The sequence below is a fragment of the Bradyrhizobium sp. Leo78 genome (assembly GCF_059512425.1).
On the sequence record NZ_JCAMOT010000031.1, the window covers coordinates 33630 to 48823 of the forward strand.

Genomic DNA, 15194 nt, shown 5'->3' on the forward strand with positions numbered 1-15194 from the left:
AAGCCGTTCGCTATTGCAGGACGTATCGAAATGGAAGAACTCGCCAATCTTTTTCACGGCTTCGCCGTAGCCCTGCAGCCCTACAACATGATGCTGATGGTCGTGGGCATCATGCTCGGGGTGATCATTGGCGTGCTTCCCGGGCTCGGCGGCGCAAACGGCGTTGCGATCCTCTTGCCGCTGACCTTCAGCATGCCGCCGACATCGGCGATCATCATGCTGTCCTGCATCTACTGGGGCGCATTGTTCGGTGGGGCCATCACCTCGATCCTGTTCAACATACCCGGTGAACCCTGGTCGGTGGCAACGACGTTCGATGGCTATCCGATGGCACAGCAGGGCAAGCCTGGCGAAGCGTTGACGGCAGCCTTCACCTCCTCGTTCGTGGGCGCACTGTTCGCCGTCGCCATGATCACGCTGGTTGCGCCGCTGGTCGCAAGCTTCGCGCTGCGATTTGGTCCTGCGGAAAAATTCGCTGTGTACTTCCTCGCGTTTTGCAGCTTTGTCGGGCTGAGCAAGGAGCCGCCTTTCAAGACCATCGCCGCGATGATGATCGGTTTCGCGCTTGCGGCCGTCGGCCTCGATTCCATCACAGGGCAGTTGCGATTGACGTTCGGGATCACCGAATTGCTCAACGGGTTCGATTTTCTGATCGCCGTCATCGGCCTCTTCGGTATCGGCGAGATCCTTCTGACAATGGAGGAAGGATTGAGCTTCCGCGGCGGCAACGCGAAAATCAATCTGCGCGTGGTGCTGCAAACCTGGAAAGAGCTGCCCGCATATTGGGTGACGTCATTGCGCTCGTGCCTGATCGGGTGCTGGATGGGTGTCACGCCGGCTGGAGCAACGCCGGCATCCTTCATGAGCTACGGCATCGCCAAGCGGCTGGCGAGGAACGGCAAGAATTTCGGCAAGGGAGAAATCGAGGGCGTGATCGCGCCGGAGACGGCAGCTCACGCCGCCGGCACCTCGGCATTGCTGCCAATGCTATCGCTCGGAGTGCCGGGATCTCCGACGGCGGCTGTTCTTCTCGGCGGCCTGTTGATCTGGGGCCTGCAGCCCGGCCCCATGCTATTTGTCGAGCAGAAGGAATTCGTCTGGGGTCTGATCGCCTCGATGTATCTCGGCAATCTCGCAGGCCTGCTCGTCGTGCTCACCTGCGTGCCGATATTCGCCGCGATCCTTCGCGTGCCGTTCAGCATCATTGCGCCCCTTATTCTGGTGCTCTGCGCAATCGGCGCCTATTCGGTTCACAACAGCACATTCGACGTGATGCTGATGCTGGTCTTCGGCGTGCTCGGCTATCTGCTCAAGAAGTGCAACTATCCTCTCGCCCCCTTGGTGCTGGCCATTGTGCTCGGCGACAAGGCGGAGGAGGCATTCCGGCAATCGCTGCTCGGATCGCAAGGCTCGCTCGCCGTATTTTTCTCAAATGGGCTGGTCAGCACCATCGTGATCCTCGGGCTCGTTGCCCTTTTCTGGTCCGCGATTCAGGAAGGCTACAGCCGGCTGCGAACAGCGGCCGCCTGAGGCGCGGCCCCTTCAAAATCTGGGATATAAAATGCCAGGACTCGGAACGGCTGGGCGATCGGTGTTATCGCACTTCTCGCGTCCCACCTACCCGCTCGCAGACCTCCTGGATCCGCCAGTCCAAAGCGGGCGTGCCGAACTCGCTTTCCAGAGCTGACCTTCAGATCACCCGCGATGATTCTTGCGTGAATCCAGTCGCTGCACAGCGTCGATAGAAATTGCGCTGTGGACCATCGTCTTGCGTTTGACGTGAACCCGTTCGGTTGAGCCAAGTTGTTGAGTCCGAGTATACCAACGCACGCCTGCGACATTTGCGCGCGCCTCACACCGATGCTTGAATGTTGGCATATTAAATACCAAGATAGCCGCCGCGCGTTCGGGACATAAGATAACAGAGGCGCGCCTTGGGAGGACCTATGACAGAGATGGTGCAGGCCGCGGCTCCGCCAACCGCCCGTGTCAGCGATACCTTTCGCTGGACACAACTTGCGATCGGCGTCGCAGCGATGGTGATGATCGCCAACTATCAATACGGGTGGACATTCTTCGTCCCCGACATTCAGAAAAAATTCGGTTGGGATCGCGCCTCGATCCAGTGGGCATTCACCCTGTTCGTATTGTTCGAGACGTGGCTGGTGCCGGTCGAAGGCTGGTTCGTCGACAAATACGGCCCGCGCATCGTGGTTCTCGTCGGCGGCATCCTCTGCGCCATCGGTTGGGCCATCAATGCCCAGGCGACCTCGCTCAACGGCTACTATCTCGGCATGATCATCGCTGGCATCGGCGCCGGCGGCGTGTACGGCACCTGCGTCGGCAACGCGCTGAAATGGTTTCCCGACAAGCGCGGTCTGGCGGCCGGCATCACCGCAGCCGGCTTCGGTGCAGGCTCGGCGCTGACGGTCGCGCCGATCCAGGCGATGATCAAGGACTCCGGCTTCCAGACCACCTTCCTCTATTTCGGTCTCGGCCAGGGCATCATCATCGTGCTGCTCTCCTTTTTCCTGCTCGCGCCGAAGTCCGGACAGGTTCCGATGGTCGCGCAGAACGCCAATCTGGTTCAGAGCCGGCGCAACTATCAGCCGACGGAAGTGCTGCGCCAGCCGATCTTCTGGCTGATGTACTTCATGTTCGTGATCGTCGGCGCCGGCGGCCTGATGGTGACGGCGAACCTGAAGCCGATCGCTGTGGACTGGAAGATCGACAGCGTCCCGGTGACCCTGATCGGCATGACGATGACCGCCGTGACCTTCGCCGCGACCATCGATCGCGTCCTCAACGGCCTGACACGTCCGTTCTTCGGCTGGATCTCCGACATGATCGGCCGCGAGAACACGATGTTCATCGCCTTCGGGATGGAAGGCATCGGCATCTGGGCGCTCTACATGTGGGGCCATGATCCGATCTGGTTCGTGATCCTGTCCGGCTTCGTGTTCTTCGCCTGGGGTGAGATCTACTCGCTGTTCCCCTCCACCTGCACCGACACCTTCGGCTCGAAATTCGCGACCACCAATGCCGGCCTGCTCTACACCGCCAAGGGCACGGCCGCGCTGCTGGTGCCGCTTGCGAACTACGTGCAGCAGTCCGCTGGCAATTGGGACAATGTCTTTCTCATCGCCGCCGGCGCCAACATCCTGGCATCGCTGCTCGCCATCCTCGTGCTGAAGCCATGGCGCAAGGTCGTGGTGGAAAAATCGGGCGCATCGTAGATCGCGCAACAGAGTTGGTATGAAGCGCCCGGCCCACAGCCGGGCGCTTTTTTGGCTGCGCTTCCGATTTTCCGAACTCGCCGTGACCGCCGAGCTGCGGCATGGCCTATACCGCAATGCAGCACAAGTTCGGCTTGCATTGTGGGATATAGTATACCAACATCCAGCCGGTGCTTGCGACGATAAGTCACAAACTTGCGACAGAAGGCCGCAACCGCAGGCACGCGCTCGGGAGGACTTGATGGTTTTAAGCAACGGCGCCACCGCACCCTCGACACCTTCGTCCAGCGGCTTCCGCTGGTTTCAGCTCGCCATGGGCATCGTCTGCATGGCGATGATCGCCAACCTGCAATACGGCTGGACGCTGTTCGTCGATCCGATCGACGCGAAGCATCATTGGGGCCGTGCGGGCATCCAGCTCGCCTTCACGATCTTCGTGGTGACCGAGACCTGGCTCGTCCCCGTCGAAGCCTGGTTCGTCGACAAATACGGGCCGAGCATGGTGATCATGTTCGGCGGCGTGATGATCGCGCTGTCCTGGGTCCTCAATTCCTACGCGGATTCGCTGGCCCTGCTTTATACCGCCGCCGTGATCGGCGGCATGGGCGCCGGTGCCGTCTACGGCACCTGCGTCGGCAATGCGCTGAAATGGTTTCCGGATCGTCGGGGCCTCGCTGCCGGTGCAACCGCCGCCGGCTTCGGCGCGGGCGCCGCGCTCACCGTGGTGCCAATCGCAAGCATGATCGCCGCCAGCGGCTACCAGACCGCCTTCTTCGACTTCGGCATCGGGCAAGGCCTGATCGTGTGCGTGCTCGCCTTCTTCATTCGGCCGCCATCTGTCGCGATCCCTCCGAAAAAGAAGCAGCTCAACCTGCCGCAGACCAAGATTGATTTTACCCCGCCGCAGGTGCTGCGCAGCCCGATCTTCTGGGTGATGTACCTGGTGTTCGTGATGGTCGCCTCTGGCGGCCTGATGACCGCCGCACAGATCGCGCCGATCGCCGACGACTTCCAGATTGCCAAGACGCCGGTCTCGCTCGCCGGCATCCAGATGGCGGCACTGACGTTTGCGATCTCGCTCGATCGCGTCTTCGACGGATTCGGCCGGCCGCTGTTCGGCTGGATCTCCGACAATATCGGCCGCGAGTACACGATGTTCATCGCGTTCGGCACCGGCGCGCTGATGCTGCTGACGCTCTCGACCTATGGCGCCCATCCGATCGTGTTCGTGCTCGCGACCGCGGTCTATTTCGGCGTGTTCGGCGAGATCTACAGCCTGTTTCCGGCCACCAGCGGCGACACCTTCGGTGTGAAGTACGCCGCCACCAACAACGGCATGCTGTACACGGCGAAAGGCACCGCCTCGCTGCTGGTGCCGCTCGCCAGCATCGTTGCCAAGAATTTTGGCTGGCACGCCGTGTTCGTGATGGGCGTAGCGCTCAACGCGACGGCGGCGCTGATGGCGCTGTTCGTGATCAGGCCGATGCGACGCGCCTTCATCCTGGGCAACGAGACAGCGGCGGCAGAGGCGACCGCGCGCAGTGTCACGACAGCATGATCGCAGCCGCTGCGAACAGCGAAGGCGCACTCCGGTGCGCCTCTTCTTTTGCCAAAATTCAAAGGAATACAAAATACAACGATATGGATCAGCGAGACGCCATCGTCCATCGGACGGAAAGCGTCAGTGTTACTTACTGTTTTTGCTATATTTTTCTGAAGACATCTACTCCAGCTGCGTTGACAATTGGCATTTTGTATACCAGACTTGCGGCTATTAACGAACCCAAGGAGGTTGCCATGCAAGTCGGAGATATTCTGCGCAAGAAAGCCGCCCGTGTCGCAACGGTTCGCATGAACGAGACGGTGGCGATCGCCGCGCAACTGATGCGTTCGGGCAATATCAGCGCGCTGGTGGTCAAGGATGTCGTCCGCACCGAGGGCAACACGGCGGTGGGCATGTTCACCGAGCACGACGTCGTGCGCGCCATCGCCGAGCATGGCGCGGCCGGCGCCAACATGCGCGTGTCGCACTTCATCTCGGTGCAGCAGCTCGTGTCCTGCACCTCGCGCGACTCGCTCGAGCATATCCGTCACCTCATGAACAGGCACAACATCCGCCACGTGCCGGTCATCGACGATTACAGCCTGATTGGCGTCATCAGCATCCGCGACATCGCAGCCGCATTCGACGAGCAGGCGATCGCCGCGCGGGAAGCCATTCCGGCTTGAAAGCACCCCAGCGTCAGCGCGCCGGTCTGAGACGTCCTCGGCACCGGCGCACGACCAGCGCTGAAACATCAACCCCGCCTCTTTTGCGAAACATCCCATGAAGATTTGCATTTACGGCGCCGGCGCGATCGGCGGCTATCTCGGCGTGCAGCTTGCGCGCGCGGGCGTGGAAGTGAGCCTGGTCGCACGCGGCGCCCATCTCGCGGCCATGAAGGCGAACGGGCTGAAGCTCCTGATCGGCGATGAAGAGCGCATCGTGCATCCCCGCTGCACCGACGATCCGGCCGAACTCGGCACGCAGGATTTCGTCATCATCTGCCTGAAGGCGCATTCGATCACCGGCGTGCTCGAACGGATGCAGCCGCTGCTCGGGCCGCACACGCGCGTCGTCACCGCAGTCAACGGCATCCCCTATTGGTACTTCCACAAGCACGGCGGCGATCATCAGGGCTCGACGCTGGAGAGCATCGATCCCGGCGGCCGGCAGTGGCGCGAGCTTGGCCCCGAGCGCGCGATCGGCTGCATCGTCTATCCCGCCACCGAGATCGAGGCGCCCGGTGTCATCCGCCACGTCTATGGCGACCGCTTTCCGCTCGGCGAGCCCTCCGGCGAAATCACCGAGGACGTGCAGCGTCTGTCTGATGTCTTCACCAAGGCGGGCATGCAGGCGCCCGTGCTCGAGCGCATCCGCGACGAAATCTGGCTCAAGCTGTGGGGCAATGTCTGCTTCAACCCGATCAGCGCCCTCACCCATGCGACCCTGGACGTGATCTGCTCCGATCCGCCGACGCGCGCGCTGTCGAAAGCGATCATGCTGGAGACGCAGGCGATCGCCGAAACCTTCGGCGTCAAGTTCCGCGTCGACGTCGAACGTCGTATCGAGGGCGCGCGCAAGGTCGGCGCCCACAAGACCTCGATGCTGCAGGACCTCGAGCGCAGCCGCCCGATGGAGATCGATCCGCTGGTCACCGTGGTTCAGGAAATGGGACGCCTGACCGGGATCCCGACGCCGTCGCTGGATGCGATGCTGGCGCTCGCTGCCCAGCGCGCCCGGATCGCCGGGCTCTACGACGGAAGGGTGCTTCCGTCGCCGGAAGCAAAAGTTGCGGCGGCCACGTGATGTTGCAGCGTAACGTGACCTATTGGCTTCGCTTCCGCCGCCAGGGCGAGACCGGCTTCGGCGTGCTGACGCCATCCGGCATCGCTGTGCATGACGGCGAGATGTTCGGCACCTCCAAGCCGAACGGACGAATACTCGCGCTGGAGGACGTCGAGCTGCTCGCCCCCTCCGAGCCAAGCAAGATCGTCGCGCTCTGGAATAATTTCCACGCGCTCGCCGCCAAGCTGCAGCAACCTGAGCCGGCCGAGCCGCTCTATCTGCTGAAAGCAACCACCAGCGTCACCGCACCGGGTGCCGTGATCGAGCGCCCCCTTTCCTATGACGGCAAGACTACCTATGAGGGCGAGCTCGGCATCGTGATCGGAAAGCCCTGCACCAACGTCTCTCCTGATGAGGCCGACGACTTCATCTTCGGCTACACCTGCGTCAACGACGTCACCGCCAACGACATCCTCAACCGCGACAAAACGTTTGCGCAATGGGCCCGCGCCAAGGGCTTTGACGGCTACGGCCCGTTTGGCCCCGTCATCACCGCAGGGATCGATCCGGCAAGCCTCGTCGTGCGCACCATCCTCAACGGCGCCGAGCGCCAGAACTACCCGATATCAGACATGATCTTCAGCGCGCAGGAGCTCGTCAGCAAGATCTCGCACGACATGACGCTCTTGCCCGGCGATCTCATCGCCTGCGGCACATCGGTCGGCGTCGGCGTCATGAAGGAGCCGGTCAACACCGTAACGGTGGCAATCGACGGCATCGGCGAGCTCACGAACGAATTCAGGCAGTAGCCGACGTCACCTGAAGCCAATGGCGTGAACCCCTTCATTCGAGGAGTTTGGGTCGATCCGGCTAGAGCGTTTTCGAGCGAAGCATGCCCTCGGACTTGATCCGAGGGTGGATACCGGTTCGCGTGAAGAAAACGCGTCAAAACAAGAATCTAGAGCTTCGGTTCTGATTCAATCAGAACCGAAGCTCTAGTTCCGCCTTGCGGAAACAACGCGGCGCTTTTGCATGATGGCGTTGCCCTGACCATCACCCGCCCCCGTGGACTTTTGCAGGGGGCGACGGCATCCTGCTGTCCGAAATTCTCGATAAACAGCGCGCGGCCGTTCGCGCCGGGGAAACAGAGGGCAGTAATGATCAAGACACGCTTCACCGAGCTTTTCGGCGTCGAGCACCCGATCGTGCAGGGCGGCATGCAATGGGTCGGACGCGCGGAACTCGTCGCTGCCGTCGCCAATGCCGGCGCGCTCGGCATGATCACGGCGCTGACCCAGCCGACACCGGATGATCTCCGCAAGGAAATCGCGCGCTGCCGCGAGATGACCGACAAGCCGTTTGGCGTGAACCTGACCATCCTGCCTGCGATCAAGCCGCCGCCTTACGCGGAATACCGCCAGGTCATCATCGAGAGCGGCATCAAGATCGTCGAGACCGCGGGCAACAAGCCGCAGGAACATGTCGACGAGTTCAGGAAGCACGGCGTCAAGGTCGTGCACAAATGCACCAGCGTCCGCCACGCGCTGTCGGCGGAGCGCATGGGCGTGGACGCGATCTCGATCGACGGCTTCGAATGCGCAGGTCATCCCGGCGAGGACGACACCCCCGGCCTGATCCTGATCCCCTGCGCGGCCGACAAGGTGAAGATCCCGATGATCGCCTCCGGCGGCTTCGGCGACGGCCGCGGCTTGGCGGCTGCGCTGGCGCTCGGCGCCGACGGCATCAACATGGGCACACGCTTCATGTGCACCAAGGAGAGCCCGATCCATCAGCTCGTCAAGGAGCGCATCGTCGCCAATGACGAGCGCGAGACCGAGCTGATCTTCCGCACCATGCGCAACACCTCCCGCGTCGCCAGGAACGCGATCTCGACCAAGGTGGTCGCGATGGAGAAGGAAGGCGCGAAATTCGAGGACGTGCGCGAACTCGTCGCCGGCGCCCGCGGCAAGATGGTCTACGCTAGCGGCGATGCCGACGAAGGCATCTGGTCGGCCGGCCAGGTGCAGGGCCTGATCCACGACATCCCGAGCTGCGCCGAACTGGTATCGCGCATCGTACGCGATGCGGAGGCGATCATCCGCGGCCGTCTCGAGAGCATGATTTCGCCGGCGCAGCGCCAGGCCGCCGAATAGAGCATTTTCGAGCGAAGTGGAGACCGGTTCGCGTGAAGAAAACGCGTCAAAACAAGAATATAGAGCGGTCTTGCTGCCCAACCAAAGAGAAGAGCCGATGAAAGCCTATGTCTATGGCGCCAATGGCGCTGAGATCACCGACGTCGCCAAGCCAACGCCGAAGGGTACGCAGGTGCTGGTCAAGGTTCACGCCTGTGGCCTCAACCGCGCCGATCTCGGTATGACCAAGGGCCATGCCCATGGCAGCGCGGGCGGCGTCGGCACCGTGCTCGGCATGGAGTGGGCCGGCGAGGTTGCCGAGCTCGGACCTGACGCCAAGGGCGTCAAGGTCGGGGACAAGATCATGGGTTCCGGCAGCGCCGCCTTTGCTGAATACACGCTTGCCGATCACGGCCGGCTGTTCCGCGCGCCCTCGAACATGAATTTCGAGGACGCCGCCACTCTCCCCGTCGCACTCGCGACCATGCACAACGCCGTCGTCACCAATGGCGCGCTCCAGGCGGGACAGACTGTGCTGATCCAGGGTGCCAGTTCCGGCGTCGGGTTGATGGCGATGCAGATCGCCAAGCTCAAGGGCGCGAAGCTCGTGATCGGCTCCTCGACCGACGCGATGCGGCGCGGCCGGCTGAAGGATTTCGGCGCCGATCTCGCGATCGATTCCAGCGATCCCACCTGGGTCGAGCAGGTGCTGAAGGCAACCGGCGGCGAAGGCGTCGACCTCATCGTCGACCAGGTCTCCGGAAATGTCGCCAACCAGAACCTCGCCGCGACCAAGATCAAAGGCCGCATCGTCAATGTCGGCCGGCTCGGCGGCACCCATGCCGATTTCAACTTCGACCTGCACGCGGCGCGCCGCATCCACTATATCGGCGTCACCTTCCGCACCCGCACCATCGAGGAGATCCGCGAGATCTTCGACGAGGTCCGCAAGGACATCTGGGGCGCCGTGGAATCCCGCAAGCTGCAACTGCCGATCGACCGCGTCTACAAGTTCGACGAAATCGGCAAGGCGTTCGAGCACATGGAAGCCAACAAGCACCTCGGCAAGATCGTGGTGACGCTGTAAGCGTCGATCGTGGGGTGGGCAAGGCGCAGCGTGCCCACCATCCACGTTCGGTGCAAGAGAGGTGGGCACGCTGCGCTTTGCCCACCCTACCGGCCACGAATCTCCGGCAACTCCGCCACCGCGCCGTGCAGCTCGACCGGGGCTACGATGGCAGGTAGCACTCCACGTGATTGCGGAGTCAGTATCAGTCGAGTCCCTACCATGCGGCTCAGATTGCCCGTCCCGCTATGGTGGCCTGATAGCTATGGATCTGCTTGGCAGTCGTAATCGCCGCAAAAATCGCTGCCAAAGCGAATGCTATGGAAAAGGCGAAGAAAACAAAACGTGGCGTCATTGAGTGGGCTCCCTTTCAGGACCCCCCGCGCCATGTCTAACGTGAATTCCGAGGCCTTCAAGGCGCGCACGGGCGGTCCACTTAGAATCCCGCAGACTGAAGGGCCACGCCTGTCGCGAAAGGCACAGCATCGGCTTTTCTCAAACGGCGTGGGATGGCCACGCCATGTGCGCGGCCGTTTGCCCTCAGGTGAGGGAGTTGTCAGTGCGATTTGTGACGACGCCTTACGAGACGATAGACGCCATACCCGACTGCAACAAGAGCAAGAGGAAGTCCAGCGCCAGCGACAGGTCCAGGAGCGCCATGGACGCTACCAGGAGCGCCATGGACGCCACCATCGGTCCAATTGCCAGGACTGCCATCTCCGTTGAGGACGTAACCGGTGGTCGCGATCCCTACCACAGCCAGTCCGCCAAGAACGCTTTTGAGAGACAACAAACGTGCGAATTTCGTCCAAGACATCCAAAGCATGATATTTAATCTCCTCGCCGCCCCTATTTAATTAAATATTAACATTCGCGATAATAATAGCAATATTAAATAAGCGACGCAGTCGCGATGTTGCAAAGCAACACGGTCTCTGATTGATTAGCGGCTGAGTCCTCGACCCCCTCAGCCCAACGGTTGGGGCGACGCCCAGGCGTAAATCTCCGATTTTGCGCCGGAGCTAGAGCGTTTTCGAGCGAAGCATGCCCTCGGACTTGCTCCGAGGGTGGACACCGGTTCGCGTGAAGAAAACGCGTCAAAACAAGAATCTAGAGCTTCGGTTCTGATTCAATCAGAACCGAAAATGCTCTAGCCGATATCACTTGATGCGCCGCTTCGTTGCCGCATCTACGCTCGGGCGAAATGTTGCGAGGAAATCGGTTGCGGTCGCGAGGTCGCGTTCGTCCGCTCTCGGACAGCGGGAAATCGCTTCCGGCCGAGACAGTCGGTCCAGTTCTGCCCTGAGACGAACGACCTGCCCGTGACGAGTTGCCAAGTCATGGCTTATGCGGAGCAGCGCAATGAGAAGATCGCATTCTTCCATAGCGTCGAATTGAATCCTGGCTATCAGTCGTTAAGCGGCCGCTGCCGCAATCTCTGGTCCATTGTCAGCGTTCGAGAACAGGACGTCCTCGAGTCCCTCACGGTTGTTCAGCCGCACGGAGACGTCGACGATATGCTGCACGGCAACTGACATCGCACTCGCTCAAGAAATTCGATTGGACCTTGAAAATGACAGGAAATCCTGTCGGTCCTGTAATTAAATAGCGGTGGCGCCGAGCGCACTTGCCTCGACCTACTGCCCTGATAATCGGACTTCGGACGGTAGGCAAGGAGTGTGGCCCGGCAACGATCATCGTGGTTCGCCGGAAAATGCCTGCTGCAGTGCTGTCAGCCTGTCGAGCGCAGCTTGCGGCAGTGGCCCTTTCTCGACCGCTGCGAGTGCGTCCTCGAACTGCCGCGGCGTCGCCATGCCGACCAGGATCGTGCCCATCGTCGGATGGGATATTGCAAATCGCGTGGCGGCTTCGGTCAGGCTCGCCGCGAACCCCTCCGTGACCAGCGCGATGAGACGGCGTGCGCGATCGATATCGGCATCGTAGCTCATCGCCGAACCGATCGGCTCGGGCGCGGGACCCGCAATCGGATGACGCTCGGCTGAGCCCGACAGCGCGCCGCCGGCCAGTACGCGGATGCCCACGACGCCAACGCCGGCGGCCTTGGTGTGATCGAACAATCGTCCGTAGTCCTGCGCCGGATAGCTCGGCGGCAAATCGTCGGCGGCAGATGGATTGAGCATGTTGTAGACGATTTGAGCGCTGTCGAAGACGCCGGCATCGATCACTTGCTGCAGCGCCGCCGTGTCGCCGACGGCCGTCATCCCGAGGAAACGGATCTTCCCCTGCTGGCGCAGCCGCTCGAACGCCGGCACCACGTCGTCGAGCACCTGCCGGACGCTCAGCGCCGATCCGCCCCCGTTCCCGGTAATCGCATTGTGCAGATGAAAGACGTCGACCCGGTCAAGACGCAGTCGCGCCAGGCTGCCTTCGAGCGATATCCTGACGGCGTCCGCAATCCGGCCAAACTCGCCGGGCGGCAACCGGACCTTGGTGCCGACGGCCACATTGGCCGGTTTCAGCCTTTGCAGGACGCGGCCAAGGTTCTTTTCCGATTCACCATCGCCGTACTGCACGGCTGTGTCGAAGTAGTTGACGCCGGCGGCGATCGCCCGCGCGACGGTGCGCTCCTGGTCGACGGGATCGCCGCGCACCATGAACCCGCCCACCGCGCCGCAGCCGAAGCCCAGCACCGAAAGCTGCATTCCCGTGCGCCCAAAGACCCGCAATTGCATCGCTGTTCCTCCGGCCGGTTGAAGATTATGCAATGTCGAACGCCGGCTACTCTACCGCAACATTTGCCGCGTGGTGATTGGCCCTCACTTTTCGATTGCAGGCTCTCTGACTGCGGCCAGCACGTAGCGCCATTAAAGGCTGGTTGTTCTCGCAAGTGAAGAAAGCTGCGGTCTCGTTGGCCGCCGCAATCTGCGCGGGGCGCGCACCAGCTCATCCCGTACAGCGAGCAGCGCGTCGCGCTCGGTCATGTCGCGCAGCCTACCTCCCCTTTGTAATCCATTTCACACATGCAGCGAGCGCGGTCCGATATGATTTCTTGAGGGGGCCTCGAAACGAGAGGCCGAGATGCCAACCTCATCTCACCTTTTGCGATGGTCGACCGAGATGCTGCCGGAGCGCGCGCGGCTCTCCACGTTCCGTGAGGAGTTTGCACGGCAGAACCTCGCCTTGGACGTGATAGATCACAGCGGCGGGCGCCCGCGTATCGACGTCACCTACTTGCCGCTCGGCGCGGTCGGCCTTTGTGGCGTAGCCGCAACGCCGGTGGAGTTTGTCCGTCACAAACACCACCTCAAGGATAGCCGTGACCAATTCGGACTGAACATCGTCGAGACCGGACCGGTCCAATTCGCAAATGCAGGCCAGGAGCATGTCTATGATGGCGGCTCCGCTTGCTTGATTGACCGGGGAAGGCCGCTGCGCGTATTTGGGCCGCGTGGCGCCAGAGTCAGATTCGTGGTCGTGCAGGCTGCCGCTCTTAGGTCTCTGGTTGCGCAGCCGGAAGATCTATCGGGTCGGCCGGTGCCTGCCGGACCTGCGCTTAGACTCCTCGACCGCTACCTGCGCTCGCTCGCATACCTCAAAGAATCTCCGTCATCCGAGCTCGCCTCCACCATCGGCATACATCTGCTCGATCTCGTGGCCGCGACGCTCGGGCCGACCGCCGAAGCTGCAAACATCGTGACGGACCGTGGTGTGAAGGAAGCCAGGCTGCAGGCGATCCTGGCTGAGATCGCGCAACGCTTCAGCGATCCCAATTTCGATCTGGACAATGTCGCCGGGGCGCTCGGCATGTCGCGGCGATACGTGCAAAAATTGCTCGAGGGGACCGGAAAGTCGTTCACCGAGCATCTTGCAGGATGCCGCCTTGAGCGTGCCTTCGCGATGTTGACTGACCCGCACCATCTGCATTTGGCCATCATCGATATCGCGTTTGCAGTCGGCTTTGGTGACGTTTCTCACTTCAATCGCATGTTCCGCCGGAACTTCGGCGAGACGCCATCAGGAGTGCGGGCAGCATCGACCCATGCGGGAGCAGAAGTGATCCGGCGCCCCCTCACAGTGCGCCGGCGAGGCCGCCGAGAACGCGGGCTTGACGTGTAAGCCTGTCGGCATCGCCTTCTGGCCGATTCCAATTGCGGTGACGGTGCATTTTAAACGGGGCGTCATGACCCCAGCCGATCAGCACCATCTGTGCTGCAGGATCGGTGTCGGTTGGCGCTGTCGACATGTGGCCTTGTCTTGAAGCGAGACCACAAATGACCGACCAGCGATAGGGCTAGCGCGCCCACAATAATAGGGAGCCAAATCGACGTGGTTATGATGAAGAAGGAAATGACGACCACACGTCCAAAGACCGATTCGCTCACCGGGTACTTAAGACGTGCGAAATATGCGTAGATAACAAAGGTGACGGCCAGCACCATCCACGCAGCGACAAGCACTAGTAATACGTCAATAAGTTCGCCGAGATAATGGTGCATGGGCGCACCTCCTGACAGCGTCAGCGCGAATTGCTGTCATCCACTGTGAGCGGCCGTCGCGGTGATCGTCGAGGAGAATTTGGTCTTTTTGGCGTTCTCGGGCATCTGGAGCCGCGGTCCCCGCCAGCGCCCAGGCCATGCGGAGGCACAGCGTTCGATTCGGCCGAGCCAGGCCTGTCAACGCGCGCTCGTCGAGATGGCTCGGGCAAGGGCTCGTCCAATGCAGTCGTAACCGTCGGCGGTGTTGTGCAATCCATCAAACGTCACGAGTTCGCTCTGCGCAACCCCGGCAGTGATCGAGTTTCGCATTAGCGCAAAACGAGAGAATAGCCCGACCTTTTCCTGTTTTGCGACATCGACGATGATGCCCTCCATCGTTGAGTAGCTGGCGGAAGCGAGCACCTGTGGCGCATATTGCATGTCCATCAACACGACGTCCGAGGACCCTGCCTTAAGTGCCCTAACCCCTTCAAGAACGCTTCTCTTGAGCCCTTCGCCCGGCCGGCCCCCCCAGGCGACGTCATTAGTACCTAACTGCCAGATAACGAGATCGGGCGTGTACGCGAAAACGTCCCGCTGGAAGCGTGCGATGTTGTTTGGAATCGTATCGCCGACTCGACCGCTGTTGATAACCTCGATCGTGGCGTTGGATCTAAGTCTCGAGAGCTCTCGACGCATCACCTCCGGATATGTGGCGGCGGACCTAAGCACCCAGAGTCCCACTGTTGACGATGATCCAATCGCCACAATCTTCAGCGGCTCACCCGATTTCAAACGCGCCGCCGTGCGGGGCAATTGTGCACCCAGCGAGACGTTGAAATTTGCCGAAAGGCATCTCTCCGCAGATGATAACTCGTCCTGTGCCTGAGAGGGCGCACTGCCGGACAATCCGATAAGCAAGGCCGCGACGATCGACGCTATTGTTCGCGCGGTTCCGGTACGGAGGGCAAAACAGGTCAACATCTTCCCCCAATA

At 61.4% G+C, this 15194-nt stretch carries 14 protein-coding genes; 10 read left to right on the forward strand and 4 right to left on the reverse strand.

Translation table 11 applies throughout. The features are described from left to right. Nucleotides 1-30 precede the first annotated feature (30 nt). The 8 genes from AC5ZG1_RS30725 (at nt 31) to AC5ZG1_RS30760 (ending at nt 9783) form a co-directional block, all read left to right on the forward strand. Nucleotides 31-1530: a tripartite tricarboxylate transporter permease gene (locus AC5ZG1_RS30725; protein ID WP_496135040.1), complete on the forward strand. Its 1500-nt coding sequence runs from the start codon at nt 31-33 to the stop codon at nt 1528-1530. 416 nt (nt 1531-1946) lie between these two features. Next, nucleotides 1947-3236, forward strand: coding sequence for an oxalate/formate MFS antiporter (oxlT, locus tag AC5ZG1_RS30730; RefSeq protein WP_130227138.1), 1290 nt, complete (start codon nt 1947-1949; stop codon nt 3234-3236). 241 nt (nt 3237-3477) lie between these two features. Further along, the gene (oxlT, locus tag AC5ZG1_RS30735) at nt 3478-4794 is read left to right on the forward strand and encodes an oxalate/formate MFS antiporter (protein ID WP_496135041.1); all 1317 of its coding nucleotides are present in this window, start codon (nt 3478-3480) and stop codon (nt 4792-4794) included. Between the two features lie 239 nt (nt 4795-5033). Continuing rightward, on the forward strand, nt 5034-5465 hold the full coding sequence (locus AC5ZG1_RS30740; protein ID WP_028167399.1) for a CBS domain-containing protein: 432 nt from the start codon (nt 5034-5036) through the stop codon (nt 5463-5465). Nucleotides 5466-5562: 97 nt separating this feature from the next. Further along, the gene (locus AC5ZG1_RS30745) at nt 5563-6585 is read left to right on the forward strand and encodes a 2-dehydropantoate 2-reductase (RefSeq protein WP_463326892.1); all 1023 of its coding nucleotides are present in this window, start codon (nt 5563-5565) and stop codon (nt 6583-6585) included. Beyond that, the gene (locus AC5ZG1_RS30750) at nt 6585-7373 is read left to right on the forward strand and encodes a fumarylacetoacetate hydrolase family protein (RefSeq protein WP_496135042.1); all 789 of its coding nucleotides are present in this window, start codon (nt 6585-6587) and stop codon (nt 7371-7373) included. Before AC5ZG1_RS30745 ends, AC5ZG1_RS30750 begins: the two co-directional genes overlap by 1 nt. A 348-nt stretch (nt 7374-7721) precedes the next feature. Further along, a complete protein-coding gene (locus tag AC5ZG1_RS30755; protein ID WP_496135043.1) occupies nt 7722-8717 on the forward strand; it encodes an NAD(P)H-dependent flavin oxidoreductase in 996 nt (331 codons plus the stop codon). A gap of 97 nt (nt 8718-8814) precedes the next feature. Then, nucleotides 8815-9783, forward strand: a complete 969-nt coding sequence (locus AC5ZG1_RS30760; protein ID WP_496135044.1) for a zinc-binding dehydrogenase — start codon at nt 8815-8817, stop codon at nt 9781-9783. Between the two features lie 208 nt (nt 9784-9991). Here the strand turns inward: AC5ZG1_RS30760 and AC5ZG1_RS30765 are convergent, their stop codons facing one another. Beyond that, entirely contained in the window at nt 9992-10117 is a 126-nt protein-coding gene (locus AC5ZG1_RS30765; RefSeq protein ID WP_283807056.1) for a hypothetical protein, read from the reverse strand. A 985-nt stretch (nt 10118-11102) separates the two neighbouring features. Here AC5ZG1_RS30765 and AC5ZG1_RS30770 point away from each other — a divergent pair. After that, nucleotides 11103-11297, forward strand: a complete 195-nt coding sequence (locus AC5ZG1_RS30770) for a hypothetical protein (RefSeq protein WP_130227133.1) — start codon at nt 11103-11105, stop codon at nt 11295-11297. A gap of 159 nt (nt 11298-11456) precedes the next feature. Here the strand turns inward: AC5ZG1_RS30770 and AC5ZG1_RS30775 are convergent, their stop codons facing one another. Continuing rightward, entirely contained in the window at nt 11457-12455 is a 999-nt protein-coding gene (locus tag AC5ZG1_RS30775; RefSeq protein ID WP_130227132.1) for an aldo/keto reductase, read from the reverse strand. Nucleotides 12456-12840: 385 nt separating this feature from the next. Between AC5ZG1_RS30775 and AC5ZG1_RS30780 the strand changes: the two genes are divergently transcribed. Further along, complete coding sequence (locus tag AC5ZG1_RS30780; RefSeq protein ID WP_496135045.1) at nt 12841-13839, forward strand: helix-turn-helix transcriptional regulator; 999 nt, start codon at nt 12841-12843, stop codon at nt 13837-13839. Nucleotides 13840-13901: 62 nt separating this feature from the next. On the opposite strand, the gene AC5ZG1_RS30785 is transcribed toward AC5ZG1_RS30780, so the two are convergent. After that, on the reverse strand, nt 13902-14219 hold the full coding sequence (locus tag AC5ZG1_RS30785; RefSeq protein ID WP_130227130.1) for a hypothetical protein: 318 nt from the start codon (nt 14217-14219) through the stop codon (nt 13902-13904). 177 nt (nt 14220-14396) lie between these two features. After that, a complete protein-coding gene (locus AC5ZG1_RS30790; protein WP_455998741.1) occupies nt 14397-15179 on the reverse strand; it encodes an SGNH/GDSL hydrolase family protein in 783 nt (260 codons plus the stop codon). Between the last annotated feature and the right edge of the window lie 15 nt (nt 15180-15194).

Coding starts and splice junctions, on each gene's coding strand:
- AC5ZG1_RS30750 (WP_496135042.1), top strand. CDS start 6,585: ATGTTGCAGCGTAACGTGACCTATTGGCTTCGCTTCCGCCGCCAGGGC.
- AC5ZG1_RS30765 (WP_283807056.1), bottom strand. CDS start 10,117: ATGACGCCACGTTTTGTTTTCTTCGCCTTTTCCATAGCATTCGCTTTG.
- AC5ZG1_RS30740 (WP_028167399.1), top strand. CDS start 5,034: ATGCAAGTCGGAGATATTCTGCGCAAGAAAGCCGCCCGTGTCGCAACG.
- AC5ZG1_RS30760 (WP_496135044.1), top strand. CDS start 8,815: ATGAAAGCCTATGTCTATGGCGCCAATGGCGCTGAGATCACCGACGTC.
- AC5ZG1_RS30755 (WP_496135043.1), top strand. CDS start 7,722: ATGATCAAGACACGCTTCACCGAGCTTTTCGGCGTCGAGCACCCGATC.
- AC5ZG1_RS30725 (WP_496135040.1), top strand. CDS start 31: ATGGAAGAACTCGCCAATCTTTTTCACGGCTTCGCCGTAGCCCTGCAG.
- oxlT (WP_496135041.1), top strand. CDS start 3,478: ATGGTTTTAAGCAACGGCGCCACCGCACCCTCGACACCTTCGTCCAGC.
- oxlT (WP_130227138.1), top strand. CDS start 1,947: ATGACAGAGATGGTGCAGGCCGCGGCTCCGCCAACCGCCCGTGTCAGC.
- AC5ZG1_RS30745 (WP_463326892.1), top strand. CDS start 5,563: ATGAAGATTTGCATTTACGGCGCCGGCGCGATCGGCGGCTATCTCGGC.
- AC5ZG1_RS30775 (WP_130227132.1), bottom strand. CDS start 12,455: ATGCAATTGCGGGTCTTTGGGCGCACGGGAATGCAGCTTTCGGTGCTG.
- AC5ZG1_RS30780 (WP_496135045.1), top strand. CDS start 12,841: ATGCTGCCGGAGCGCGCGCGGCTCTCCACGTTCCGTGAGGAGTTTGCA.
- AC5ZG1_RS30785 (WP_130227130.1), bottom strand. CDS start 14,219: ATGCACCATTATCTCGGCGAACTTATTGACGTATTACTAGTGCTTGTC.
- AC5ZG1_RS30770 (WP_130227133.1), top strand. CDS start 11,103: ATGGCTTATGCGGAGCAGCGCAATGAGAAGATCGCATTCTTCCATAGC.